The sequence below is a fragment of the Plesiomonas sp. genome, assembly GCF_051650925.1.
GTDB lineage: Bacteria > Pseudomonadota > Gammaproteobacteria > Enterobacterales > CAMTGL01 > Plesiomonas.
On the sequence record NZ_JBOFRH010000434.1, the window covers coordinates 16102 to 28462 of the forward strand.

A 12361-nucleotide genomic window follows, 5' to 3' on the forward strand; every position below is an offset into this window, starting at 1 on the left:
CGATTTAACTGATCTTTTTGATACACAGGGTATGGAATCACCTATGTTAGAGCAATCAACGTTAGAGCAATCAATGATCAAACAACAAGATCTTGTAACCCAGATCGCCGCACTTTCAGAGCAAGAACTGGGCGCGTCAACACAAGCACTGGCCAGTCAGTTTTCGGTAAGCGAACAGCAGTTGGTCGCGGCACTTCCGGCCGCTATGTCAACGTGGATCCCAGCAGAGCACGCACAAACATTGCTTGAATCACTGACAGAGTGGGGAACACTGACCACCATTATTGAATCAGAAGGCAGCATTTTTGAGTTTAAAGGTGCGTTTCCGGCCGGAAAACCGGCACATGGTTACTTCAATCTGTATACCAAAAGTGCCGAAGGTTTGCATGGCCATCTCAAACTTGATCAGGTTGCGCATATTGCCCTGTTGGAAAAGCCATTTATGGGCAAAGAGAGCTATAGCCTGCTGTTTTTTGCTCAATCAGGCCGTTGTATTTTTAAAGTGTATCTGGGGCGCGACAGCAAACGTCAGTTGTTCCCTGAGCAAATCAGCCGTTTTAATCAGTTACGTGAACAGTACGCATTGAGCTCAGTGGTATCGGTGTCAGAACCTGCATAACCCATACGTACAGTAAATAATGGCTATGCAATAGCCATAGAGATAACACAGAGAATATTCCCCGTCATAGAATGTAGATTCGGCACAGTATGGTGCTCTGCAGGCGGGGAGAACCCATAATTAACAAACAAATAAATAGCGCGGAAACAATAATCTTACCGCGCACAGAAGGAATCAAATCATGAGTACTGAACGTCAAGAGCGCCTGCAAAACCGTCTAGAACCTGAAATTCAGGCTTTCCGTCAGCAGTGTAAAACCCTGATCCTTGCCACCGTAGACAGCACTGGCATGCCAAATGTCAGCTATGCCCCGTTTGTACAATTGGCTGATGGTTATTACGTGCTGATCTCTGAAATTGCTCGCCATGCGCGTAATTTGCAGCAAGTACCGCGCACATCTTTGATGATGATTCAAGATGAAGCAAGCAGCCGTATCTTGTTTGCCCGTCAGCGTCTGACGTTTGATGCAAAAGCAGAAATTGTTTCGCGTGATGACAACGCATGGAAACCGGCGATTGATGCTTTAGCACAGCGCCATGGTGATATTGTCGATAATCTGTCAAATATGGCCGATTTTATTCTGTTCCGTTTAGTACCAGAACAGGGCCTGTATGTGAAAGGATTTGGTCAGGCATTTCAGGTCAGCAGTGATGACTTGATTGATATGGTGCACCTGAAAGAGGGGCATAAATCACTGTCAGGCGCTGAAATTACTGCGGATAACGCTGCTGCGGTATAAATAGTCGGTTACTCGCTATCCATAAGCATGCGCGTATTGGCGCGTGTGCTTAAGCTTGGCTCAGTGCAGTCTAAGCACCGATCTGACTTTACGCATTTATCTGCGGATTCGTATAAATGATAAAAAGCAGACAATTGTCTGCTTTTTTACTGTAGATGCCGACATTTGTCAGCGTAAATAACGCATCAGCGTCAACTGAGCTCTGCTTCCAGCGCGGGAACAACGATACAGGTTGCATGGCAACCTTTAGGCCCTCGATGCATTTCAAATTGCACCTCCTGCCCAGCTTTTAGCGTGCGATAACCTTCCATCTGGATCATGGAATAGTGTGCAAAAATATCATCACCGCCGACAACCGGACAAATAAACCCAAATCCTTTGGCATTGTTGAACCACTTAACAGTACCCGTTTCCATACCTCTACATCCCTCGAGTGATACTTTATTTGATAGTACAGGCTATGTTTGCGCACTTGTGCGCGAACTTACGAGCCAATCACTCAAATTTTATGCTGATTGGTCGAAATATAAACACAGCTTGTTGATACACTCTAGTAGAATTGGGTGTAACGTCAAGGCGACGAAGGTCGTGTTGACGGGTTGTTCACTAAAACGTCATTGAAATTAACATTTCATTCGCATCTACTGAATGTAAAGACTACGATAGAGTTATGAGTAATTTAGATTGGCTTGGAATAGATGAACTCATCAGGGATGAAGAGAAAACCACGGTTAAGCCGCCGTCTATGTATAAAGTGATACTAAACAATGATGATTACACCCCAATGGACTTTGTCATTGAGGTACTGGCCACATTTTTTAGTCTTGATATTGAGAAAGCAACACAAGTTATGCTAACCGTACACTATCAGGGTAAAGCAACCTGTGGCGTTTTTACCGCAGAGGTTGCTGAAACAAAAGTAGCGCAAGTAAATCAGTATGCGCGTGAGCACGAACATCCATTGCTCTGTTCAATGGAAAAAGCCTGATAGCGTTGTACGGGCTTTGCTTTCAGCTTCTAAGGGGAGGTGCCTATGCTCAATAAAGAACTTGAATTAAGTTTGAACCTAGCGTTTGCCAAAGCTCGCGAGTTGCGGCACGAGTTCATGACAGTCGAGCACCTGTTGCTTGCACTGATTGACAATGGTTCAGCGCGTGAGGCATTGGAAGCCTGCTCCGTTAATCTGGACATGCTGCGTAATGATCTGACCATTTTTATCGAACAAACCACGCCGCTGATTGCTGCTGAAGAGAGTGAGCGTGAAACACAACCTACGCTCAGTTTCCAACGTGTACTGCAGCGTGCGGTTTTCCACGTGCAATCATCTGGCCGTAGTGAAGTGACCGGAGCTAACGTCTTAGTGGCTATTTTCAGTGAGCAAGAGTCGCAAGCGGCTTACTTGCTGAAAAAGTACGATGTCAGCCGTCTTGACGTGGTGAACTTCATCTCGCACGGTGTGCGCAAAGACAGCCCTGATACCAGCGGCCCACAAGCCTCTAATCAAAGCCAAAACGCCTCTTCTGCAAACAACAGCAATGAAGAGGGTGATGAGCGCTTAGAGAACTTTGCGACCAACCTAAACCAACTGGCTCGTGTGGGCGGTATTGACCCGCTAATTGGCCGTGAGCATGAGCTTGAGCGTACCGTGCAAGTACTCTGCCGCCGTCGTAAAAATAACCCACTGCTGGTGGGGGAAGCCGGTGTTGGTAAAACCGCTATTGCCGAAGGTCTAGCATGGCGGATTGTGGAAGGTGATGTTCCTGAGATTATGCTTAATTGCGTAATTTACTCGTTGGATATCGGTTCACTGCTGGCCGGCACCAAATATCGTGGTGATTTTGAAAAACGCTTTAAAACCATTTTGCGTCAGCTTGAGCGTGAAGAGAATTCCATCCTGTTTATCGATGAAATTCACACCATTATTGGTGCGGGTGCTGCATCCGGCGGGCAAGTTGATGCTGCTAACCTGATTAAGCCTCTGCTGTCAGGCGGAAAAATTCGGGTTATGGGGTCAACCACCTACCAAGAATTTTCCAACATTTTTGAAAAAGATCGTGCATTGGCGCGCCGCTTCCAAAAAATTGATGTTATTGAGCCATCAGTAGACGAAACAACCAAAATTCTGATGGGATTAAAACCAAAATACGAAGCACACCACGATGTTCGTTATACCAACAAGGCCATCCGTGCGGCGGTTGAGTTGTCGGCAAAATACATTAATGAGCGTCATTTACCCGATAAAGCCATTGATGTGATAGACGAAGCGGGTGCTCGTTGCCGTTTAGCACCATTAAGCAAACGTAAGAAAACCGTCAATGTCAGTGATATTGAGTCAATTGTTGCGCGGATTGCCCGTATCCCTGAAAAATCAGTCTCTTCCAGTGATCGAGATGTGCTGCGTTCACTCGATGACAAGCTAAAAATGCTGGTATTTGGTCAGGATAAAGCCATTTCAGTCCTCACCGAAGCCATCAAAATGAGCCGTGCAGGTCTTTCACAAGATAATAAACCTGTGGGTTCATTCCTGTTTGCCGGCCCAACCGGTGTAGGTAAAACCGAAGTTACCGTACAACTGGCACGCGCCATGGGCATTGAGCTGTTGCGTTTTGACATGTCAGAGTACATGGAAAGACACACCGTTAGCCGCTTAATTGGTGCGCCACCGGGCTATGTTGGTTTTGATCAGGGGGGCTTGCTAACCGATGCTGTCATTAAGCACCCACACTCTGTGGTACTGCTTGATGAAATTGAAAAAGCACACCCTGATGTATTCAATCTGTTGTTACAGGTCATGGATAACGGCACGTTGACCGACAACAACGGGCGTAAGGCTGATTTCCGTAATGTGGTGCTGGTGATGACCACTAACGCAGGGGTACATGAGACTCAGCGTAAATCGATAGGCTTCCAGCAGCAGGATAACAGTACTGATGCACTGGGTGAGATTAAGAAAGTGTTCTCACCGGAGTTTCGTAACCGGTTGGATAACATTATCTGGTTCAACCATCTGACGCCGGAAATTATTCATCAGGTAGTGGATAAATTTATCGTACAACTGCAAGCACAGCTTGATGCGAAAGGGGTGTCAATGGAGGTCAGCGCACAGGCTCGTGATTGGTTAGCCGGAAAAGGTTACGATCAGGCAATGGGCGCGCGGCCAATGACCCGCATTATTCAAGAGAGCCTGAAAAAACCGTTGGCTAATGAGCTGCTGTTTGGTTCTTTGACGCACGGTGGTGTGGTGAAAGTTGATGTTGATCTTACCGCAGGCGAATTGACTTATGTGTTTAGTAGTGCACATGCGCGTAAAGATAAAGAAGAAGAGAGTACCTTGCACTGAACCTGTGTACTGAGTGATATCCGTTAGCTGCACGTATAACAGCGGGTGGCTAATTTTATCATTCAGTTATAATGGCAAGACTAAAAAGAAAAAACCCGGATTAAAATCCGGGTTTTTTTTATCACCGCAATTAGCGACTACGGAACACGATACGGCCTTTGCTCAGGTCGTACGGTGTCATTTCTACAGTCACTTTATCGCCAGTCAGAATACGGATATAGTTTTTACGCATTTTACCGGAGATATGAGCAGTCACAACGTGACCGTTTTCCAGTTCTACACGGAACATGGTGTTTGGCAGCGTGTCTAGCACGGTGCCTTGCATTTCAATGCTGTCTTCTTTAGACATCGATTCCTCGTTAAGGCTTACAACCTGAATAATAACCGGCAGATAATGCCGAAAAACGTTGGTAGTGTAAAGGCAACAGGGCATAAAGCTGGTTAAAACTCAGCATTTATCAACCCATTGCCAACCTGTCTGTGTTAACTCTTGCGCTGGGCGAAATCGTTTTTTATAAGACATCGCCTTACATGCATCAACCTGGTAACCGGGGTATACCCAGCGTTTCCCGCTTTGTTGCGCCCATTCAAGCTGTTTTACCAGCATGGCAACACCGGGAGAGTGCTGACTGAATCCGGGGTCAAAAAATGTATAACAAGCACTCAGAGAGTCGGGTAGTACATCCGTTACCGCTACTGCAATCAGCTGATCGCCCTGATACATACACAGATAAGCCACTGTTAACCAGCAACACTGAACAAAAGATTCAAATTGTTCTTTATTCGGTGGATACATACTGCCGCTGGCATGCCGAGCATTGATATACTTGGCATAAAGAGTAAAAAACTCAGGCGGTAGTTTATCACAAATCTGCCATGACACGGCATGCCAATGTTGCAATGCACGTTTTTGTGAGCGACTAGGTTGAAATTCAACCACTGAAACACGTAATTGCTTACATGCGTAGCATTCAGGGCAGTGCGGTTTATAAATGGCAGTACCATTTCGGCGAAAGCCGTGTGCCAGAAGTTGTGAGTATCCCTCAGGCGTATGCCACTCAGTACCAGAAACAACCCCTATCTGTTCTGATTGCTCAGGCAAATAGCTGCATGTGCCGAGCGGTGTTAGCCAGAGCATAATCTGTTTTTGCTGTGTGGTTTGATGATCAGATGACATGGTTATTCATTACGGGTTTGAATACTGTGCGCGACAGCGGTATGGGTAGTGCACAGCGGTGTATGCGGATAATCAAGCTGCCGTGCGTGCCAAAAATCTTGCGATAACATAGCGTGTTGATGCGTATGTAATTGCTGTAAAAACACGGTTCGGGGTAAAGTCTGAGCGCCCAATGATGCTAAATGCGGATTCATCACCTGACAATCAATCAGTTTTCCCTGTGCTTGCTGAAAATGGTGATTAAATACCAGCAGTGCAGTTTTTGAGGCATTAGGTTGCAGTGAAAACATAGATTCACCACAAAATAGCTGACCCATGGCAATGCCATACAAACCACCGACTAAATTATCGCCCTGCCAAACCTCCACTGAATGTGCAATACCTTGTTGATGCAAATGGGTATAAGCCTGACAAATATCGGCAGAGATCCATGTATTTCCCTGCCGAACGGCCGCACATTGTTCGATTACTGCAGAAAACGCCTGATTTAGCGTAATTTTGTACGGCATTTTAGCTAACCATTTTCGCATACTGCGGTTAGGAGACAGCGTAGCGGGAACAAACACTGCCCTCGGGTTAGGAGACCACCAGAGGATCGGTTCTTGATCGCTAAACCATGGGAAAATACCCTGTTGATAGGCGGCCAACAGGCGTGCAGGCCGCAGATCTCCCCCATATGCAAGCAGACCATCCGGATCTGTCAATGCAAGTTCGGGGGAGGGAAAACAGGTATCCGTAAGAGAGAGTTGAGTTAATCGCATTACAGATAATTACCCTTTTTGAAAACAGGCTTACAGGCGTTGATGTAACTGATAATAGCGCCCCTGTTCGGTCATTAACTGCTGATGCGAGCCCTGTTCAATGATCTGGCCCTCTTCCATTAAACAGATCTGATCATAATCGGCTAACCCGCTCAGGCGGTGGGTGACATAAATGACCGATTTCCCTTGAGTATGTTCTGCCAGCAGTGCCAGTATTCTCTGCTCAGTTTCTGCGTCTAGCCCCTCTGTGGGCTCATCAAGCAGCATGATAGGTGCATCGTGTAGCAGGGCGCGTGCTAGCCCAAGCCTGCGTTGCTCACCACCAGAGAGCGGCCTTCCACCATCACCTAGCCACATATCAAGCCCCTCATCCTCCAGCAGTGCGGTTAAGTCGACGGCGTTTAGCACGTTGGCAAGCTGATTATCAGAGGCAGTAGGCGCGGCCATTAACAGGTTCTGGCGCAACGTAGCGCTAAAGATATGTACTCGCTGTGAGACAACAGAGATCATGCTGCGCAGTTGGGTTTCAGTTAGCGCCTGATAGGGTTGATTACCGAGCAAAATATGGCCTAGTTGCGGATCATAAGCACGAGTCAGCAATTGCAACAACGTTGATTTTCCGCACCCGGTTTTTCCCAATAACGCAATATGTTGCCCTGGGTTAAGTGTTAACGAGATCTTGTTTAATACCGCTGATTCCGTTGGCGAGTAGGCAAAACTCACCTGTTCTAAGTGCAATGTACTGTCATTTAGACGGACATTAGCAGGGGAAACTGTCTGTGCTGTGGTTTGTGTTTCAGGGATAAACACGACATCGGGTTGTTGTGAGATAACATTGTTTACCCGTTCAGCCGAGGCGATAACCTGACCAAGGTGTAAAAATGCACCGGCTACGGGAGCTAATGCTTCAAATGCAGCAAGCGTGACAAACGTAAACAGGCCAATCATTGCTCCAGCATGTTGTATTCCGCCAATATTATCGGCCGCCAGCCACAGCATCAGCACCAGTGTCAGACCTGAGGCGAGTACCATCAGACTTTGTGCCCATGCCGCAAGGCTGGCCTCTTGTTTCTGACTTTGTTGCCATTGTTGCTCGGTGTGATCGAGTTTATCGCGGTACAGGTTAGCTGCGCCAAAAATCACCAGCTCTGCATGTGCCTGCAACCATTCGACCAGTTGCACACGGTAGAGGCTGCGCTGGCGGTGAATATTTTGTCCGACAGGTTTTCCTGCCTGATAAAAAATAACTGGGATCACCAGCAAAAGCACCAGCATGATCCCGCCAAGTGTCAGCGCTAAACGAACATCAAGCAAAGAGAGCAGGAGGGTTGTGCTAATAATGATCAGCAGGGCCGAGACTAGCGGTGAGAGCAGGCGCAGGTAGATATGATCAAGGGTATCGACATCTGACACGAGTCGGTTGAGCAGTTCGGTCTGGCGGTATTTTGCTAATCCGCCGGGTGAGAGCGGAATGATACGGCTAAAGCAGAATACCCGCAGGTGGGTAAGCACCCGAAATGTGGCATCATGGCTGACTACGCGTTCAAAATAGCGCGATGCTGTGCGAAAAATGGCCAGTCCACGCACACCACCGGCTGGCAACATATAGTTGAATGTGGCACTGGTGAGCGTGACACCGGCAATGGCAGAGGCGGCCAAAAACCAGCCAGACAACGATAACAGGCCAATACTGGCAGCAAGCGCCACGATAGCCAGTGCAATACCCAGTGCCATGCGGATCCAATGGCGGCGGTATAATGCCAGAAAAGGTAACAAAACACGCATGGGTTAAATCTCCAGATGCCGATTAGCCAGCAGGGTCGCAAATGGGCCATCAGCTTGGCTTAGAGTGGCAAAATCACCTTGTTGTACCAGCATTCCGTTATCCATCAGCCAGATTTGCTCGCAGTGTTTAATATCCTCAATACGGTGCGTGATCATAAAGGTGGTCTGTTTTTCTGCGGCCAGCATCAGAGCTGACATGACTAATTGTTCGCTACGAGCATCTAAACTGGCTGTCGGTTCATCGAGCAATAAAAAACGGGAATCACGCAGTAGCGCTCGTGCAACGGCAAGGCGTTGCGCTTGTCCGACTGACAGACCGACACCGTGATCACCCAGTGGTGTATCAATGCCCTGCGGCAGTTTATCGATAAATTCACTGGCATAGGCGGCATTCAGTGCCTGTTCGATGCTGTGCTGATCAACGGTATCTAACCCCAGCGTGAGGTTATCGCGTAGAGATCCTTGTAGCAGCAGCGGGTTCTGCCCGACCCAAGCCAAATGTTGCCGCCATGAGGCTTTATCCAGCCGATTAAGTTCTTGTCCTGCAATAAGCAGTGAGCCGCGATACGGTAAGAACCCGAGTAACGCGTTCATTAATGAGGTCTTGCCTGCACCGCTTTTTCCAACCAGTGCAATACGCTGACCAGCATCAATTGTAAAGTTCAGAGGCCCGGCTAACACTTTTCCTTGTGGTGAGAGGATCTCAAGATCAGTAGCAACAAGAGAAAACGGCTGTAGTGGTTGGAGAGAAAACAACTCAGCAGAAGGGCTAGACACGTGCTCGGTGGAGTGTGCGTAATGGGTTTTACCCTTAGCTGCCTCAGTGGTTGCTGTTTCATGGGTATTGTCAGCTTCTTTTTCTATTACAGGCTTTTCTACCGCAAGAAATTCAACCAGTGTTTCTGCCGCACCAATGGCTTGGGCTTTGGCATGATAAAACGTACCCAAATCACGTAAAGGCTGATAAAACTCGGGTGCAAGAATTAAGACTAAAAAACCGGCAAATAGGGTAACACCCTGATCATAATGCCCAAAGTTCAGCTCACCGAGGAAAGAGAAACCAAAATAGACGGCAACCACGGCAATAGAGAGTGAGGTAAAAAACTCCAGTACTGCCGAAGAGAGGAATGCCATATACAGCACTTCCATCGTGCGGTGGCGAAAATCTTCTGCATCAGCATGAATATGGTCAACTTCAGCTTGAGCGCGATTGAAAATACGCAGTGTTTCTAGCCCCCGCAAACGGTCTAAAAATGAGCCGCTCAAACGGGCTAAGGCTTTAAAGTTGCGGCGGTTAGCATCTGCCGCACCCATGCCGACCAGTGCCATAAAAAAGGGGATCAACGGGGCAGTGGCCAGAAGGATCAAGCCAGCGGCCCAATTTATTGGGAACACGACACAGAGCACAATCAATGGTACGAATACAGCCAGATACATTTGCGGCAGATAGCGCGCAAAGAAATCTTGCATATCTTCAATCTGCTCAAGCACCATAGTAGCCCACGCACCGGCCGGTTTACCTTTAATCCACGCTGTGCCGAGTGAGTCGAGGTGATTGAGTACCAGTGAGCGAATTTTGGTGCGGACTTCAACGCCGCATTGAAATGCGCAGCGTTCACGCAGCCGCGTCACCAGTGCGCGTACAATAACCGTGCCTATCAAGGCAATAAAGTAACCACTCAATGATTCACGTGGTTGATGAAGAATAATCAGATCATTGAGCAAGGTGGCCAGCAGCCACGCTTGCAGTGCGATGAGAAGCCCCGAACATAACCCCAGCAGCATAGTTAGCGTTAACCAGCGGTGCGCCAGTTTGCTTTGTTGTTTTAGCCAGCGGGTCAGTTCGCGTTGTTTGAGTTTATCCATGAGTGCAGTGTCTTAACAGCCCTAGAAATACGGCTCTGTGGCCGTTACTAACGAATGAGTAAACGGGAGCATTTGCTCCCGTTGTCATGGTGCTTATTTTCCGAGAGCATCAAGGTAACGTTCGGCATCCAATGCCGCCATGCAACCTGTTCCAGCAGAGGTAATGGCTTGGCGATAAATGTGATCCATTACATCACCGGCGGCAAATACACCCTGAATGCTACTTTGAGTAGCATTACCTTCTGTTCCTGACTGCACTTTAATGTAGCCACCGTTTAGCTCAAGCTGGCCTTGGAAAATCTCGGTATTCGGGCTATGCCCAATGGCTACGAACAAGCCGTTTACCGTCAGCTCGTTGGTGGTATCACTTTCGGTGCTGCGCAGACGCAGACCCGTTACACCCATATCATCACCCAAAACTTCATCAAGTGTATGGTTGGTGTGCAACACAATGTTGCCGTTAGCCACTTTATCCATCAAACGGGAGATCAGAATTTTTTCGGCGCGGAAAGTATCGCGGCGGTGAATCAGGTGTACTTCAGATGCGATATTAGAGAGGTACAACGCCTCTTCAACAGCACTGTTACCACCGCCAATCACGGCAACAGCCTGATTACGATAAAAGAAACCATCACAGGTTGCGCAGGCTGAAACGCCACGGCCTTTAAATGCCTCTTCAGACGGCATGCCCAAATAACGGGCAGAAGCGCCGGTCGCGATAATCAGCGCATCGCAAGTATATTCCGTGCTGTCGCCAAACAAACGTAGCGGGCGAGATTGCAGATCAACGCTATTGATGTGATCAAAAATAATCTCAGTATTAAATTTTTCCGCATGTGCTTTCATGCGATCCATCAGCAGCGGGCCGGTCAGCTCATCGGCATCGCCGGGCCAGTTTTCCACTTCCGTCGTGGTGGTCAGTTGTCCGCCTTGCTGCATACCGGTAACAAGAACCGGATTAAGGTTTGCACGGGCTGCATAAACAGCGGCGGTATATCCAGCAGGGCCTGAACCCAAAATCAATAATTTGCAATGTTTTGTCGATGTCATTGTTATTCTCCACGTACGACAGGTGTGCTGCCGATTGTAGGTAAATTGTGTCAGCAAAAACAGTAAAAAAAGGCACTTTGTACTGATGATACGGATTATCAGGCGTAAGAATCATCAGTAAAATTCCTCTGATTACAGGAATAATGTGATTTAGCAGGAAGATATGCGGAATTTCTCTCACCGACAAAAGAAATTCTGCATTTTATTCATAATAGCCAACATGGTATTTCATTTCTGAATCGGCCGATCATGCACCCTGCAAAATGGCTCTGAGTGGCGTGAAGGGAAGATTCAAGCTGTCAGCCACCGAACGGGATGTCAGTTTCCCACGATAGATATTCAGCCCATTTGCCAGATGAGGGTTATTTTGCATGGCCGTTAAGCAGCCCTGATCTGCTAGCTGTATAATATAAGGCAACGTGGCATTGCACAGGGCTAATGTGGCTGTTTTGGCTACTGCTCCCGGCATATTAGCGACACAATAATGCACAATATTATCAATGATATACGTTGGGTTATCGTGTGTGGTGGGGTGCGAAGTTGCAAAGCATCCCCCCTGATCAATAGCAACATCAACCAGTACCGTTCCTGCTTTCATGATTTTAAGATCATCACGGCTGAGTAATTTTGGTGCGCTCGCACCCGGAATAAGCACTGCGCCAATAATTAAATCTGCGTGGGTTATCGCAGACTGAATCGCGGCATGGGTTGGGCTGAGCAGTTGAACACGGCCTGCGAACTCAGTGTCTAGGCGGCGTAATGTATCAATATTGTTATCAAACAGGGTAACGGTTGCCCGCATACCGACCGCAATTCGTGCAGCATTGGCACCAACCACACCGCCACCAAAAATCACCACATTCGCCGCAGGAATGCCCGGAACACCGCCAAGTAAAATGCCCGATCCCCCTTGTGATTTTTCCAGTGCATGTGCGCCTGCTTGTACCGCCATACGACCGGCAACTTCAGACATGGGCGCTAAAAGCGGCAGACCACCGAGTGCATGGGTCACGGTTTCATAAGC

At 47.9% G+C, this 12361-nt stretch carries 12 protein-coding genes; 4 read left to right on the forward strand and 8 right to left on the reverse strand.

Annotated features, from left to right (window positions below):
- The first annotated feature begins 43 nt into the window (after window positions 1-43).
- Both hutX and hutZ read left to right on the forward strand, forming a co-directional pair.
- Complete coding sequence (gene hutX / locus ACRC27_RS10525; RefSeq protein WP_438639839.1) at window positions 44-619, forward strand: heme utilization cystosolic carrier protein HutX; 576 nt, start codon at window positions 44-46, stop codon at window positions 617-619.
- A 181-nt stretch (window positions 620-800) separates the two neighbouring features.
- Entirely contained in the window at window positions 801-1358 is a 558-nt protein-coding gene (gene hutZ, locus ACRC27_RS10530) for a heme utilization protein HutZ (RefSeq protein WP_438624068.1), read from the forward strand.
- 191 nt (window positions 1359-1549) lie between these two features.
- On the opposite strand, the gene cspD is transcribed toward hutZ, so the two are convergent.
- The gene (gene cspD, locus ACRC27_RS10535; protein WP_438624066.1) at window positions 1550-1774 is read right to left on the reverse strand and encodes a cold shock domain-containing protein CspD; all 225 of its coding nucleotides are present in this window, start codon (window positions 1772-1774) and stop codon (window positions 1550-1552) included.
- A gap of 254 nt (window positions 1775-2028) precedes the next feature.
- Between cspD and clpS the strand changes: the two genes are divergently transcribed.
- Together clpS and clpA are read left to right on the forward strand one after the other, a co-directional pair.
- Window positions 2029-2346 (forward strand): ATP-dependent Clp protease adapter ClpS, encoded by a 318-nt coding sequence (gene clpS / locus ACRC27_RS10540; protein WP_438624065.1) that lies wholly within the window; start codon window positions 2029-2031, stop codon window positions 2344-2346.
- 45 nt (window positions 2347-2391) lie between these two features.
- Window positions 2392-4698 carry an ATP-dependent Clp protease ATP-binding subunit ClpA gene (gene clpA / locus ACRC27_RS10545; RefSeq protein ID WP_438624064.1) on the forward strand — a complete coding sequence of 769 codons (2307 nt, stop codon included), beginning with the start codon at window positions 2392-2394 and terminating at the stop codon, window positions 4696-4698.
- 130 nt (window positions 4699-4828) lie between these two features.
- Here clpA and infA read toward each other — a convergent pair whose 3' ends face one another.
- From infA to ACRC27_RS10580, 7 genes are all read right to left on the reverse strand, one after another.
- Window positions 4829-5047, reverse strand: coding sequence for a translation initiation factor IF-1 (gene infA, locus ACRC27_RS10550; protein WP_010861786.1), 219 nt, complete (start codon window positions 5045-5047; stop codon window positions 4829-4831).
- A gap of 99 nt (window positions 5048-5146) precedes the next feature.
- Window positions 5147-5875, reverse strand: coding sequence for an arginyltransferase (locus ACRC27_RS10555; protein WP_438631808.1), 729 nt, complete (start codon window positions 5873-5875; stop codon window positions 5147-5149).
- Window positions 5876-5877: 2 nt separating this feature from the next.
- Entirely contained in the window at window positions 5878-6636 is a 759-nt protein-coding gene (gene aat / locus ACRC27_RS10560) for a leucyl/phenylalanyl-tRNA--protein transferase (RefSeq protein ID WP_438635993.1), read from the reverse strand.
- A 30-nt stretch (window positions 6637-6666) separates the two neighbouring features.
- On the reverse strand, window positions 6667-8421 hold the full coding sequence (gene cydC / locus ACRC27_RS10565; RefSeq protein WP_438635992.1) for a heme ABC transporter ATP-binding protein/permease CydC: 1755 nt from the start codon (window positions 8419-8421) through the stop codon (window positions 6667-6669).
- Between the two features lie 3 nt (window positions 8422-8424).
- Window positions 8425-10287 carry a heme ABC transporter permease/ATP-binding protein CydD gene (cydD, locus tag ACRC27_RS10570; protein ID WP_438631834.1) on the reverse strand — a complete coding sequence of 621 codons (1863 nt, stop codon included), beginning with the start codon at window positions 10285-10287 and terminating at the stop codon, window positions 8425-8427.
- 93 nt (window positions 10288-10380) lie between these two features.
- Window positions 10381-11337, reverse strand: coding sequence for a thioredoxin-disulfide reductase (trxB, locus tag ACRC27_RS10575; RefSeq protein WP_438631832.1), 957 nt, complete (start codon window positions 11335-11337; stop codon window positions 10381-10383).
- Window positions 11338-11584: 247 nt separating this feature from the next.
- A partial coding sequence (locus ACRC27_RS10580) for an alanine dehydrogenase (RefSeq protein ID WP_438639840.1) occupies window positions 11585-12361 on the reverse strand: 777 nt, incomplete at its 5' end.

Coding starts and splice junctions, on each gene's coding strand:
- hutX (WP_438639839.1), top strand. CDS start 44: ATGTTAGAGCAATCAACGTTAGAGCAATCAATGATCAAACAACAAGAT.
- hutZ (WP_438624068.1), top strand. CDS start 801: ATGAGTACTGAACGTCAAGAGCGCCTGCAAAACCGTCTAGAACCTGAA.
- cspD (WP_438624066.1), bottom strand. CDS start 1,774: ATGGAAACGGGTACTGTTAAGTGGTTCAACAATGCCAAAGGATTTGGG.
- clpS (WP_438624065.1), top strand. CDS start 2,029: ATGAGTAATTTAGATTGGCTTGGAATAGATGAACTCATCAGGGATGAA.
- clpA (WP_438624064.1), top strand. CDS start 2,392: ATGCTCAATAAAGAACTTGAATTAAGTTTGAACCTAGCGTTTGCCAAA.
- infA (WP_010861786.1), bottom strand. CDS start 5,047: ATGTCTAAAGAAGACAGCATTGAAATGCAAGGCACCGTGCTAGACACG.
- ACRC27_RS10555 (WP_438631808.1), bottom strand. CDS start 5,875: ATGTCATCTGATCATCAAACCACACAGCAAAAACAGATTATGCTCTGG.
- aat (WP_438635993.1), bottom strand. CDS start 6,636: ATGCGATTAACTCAACTCTCTCTTACGGATACCTGTTTTCCCTCCCCC.
- cydC (WP_438635992.1), bottom strand. CDS start 8,421: ATGCGTGTTTTGTTACCTTTTCTGGCATTATACCGCCGCCATTGGATC.
- cydD (WP_438631834.1), bottom strand. CDS start 10,287: ATGGATAAACTCAAACAACGCGAACTGACCCGCTGGCTAAAACAACAA.
- trxB (WP_438631832.1), bottom strand. CDS start 11,337: ATGACATCGACAAAACATTGCAAATTATTGATTTTGGGTTCAGGCCCT.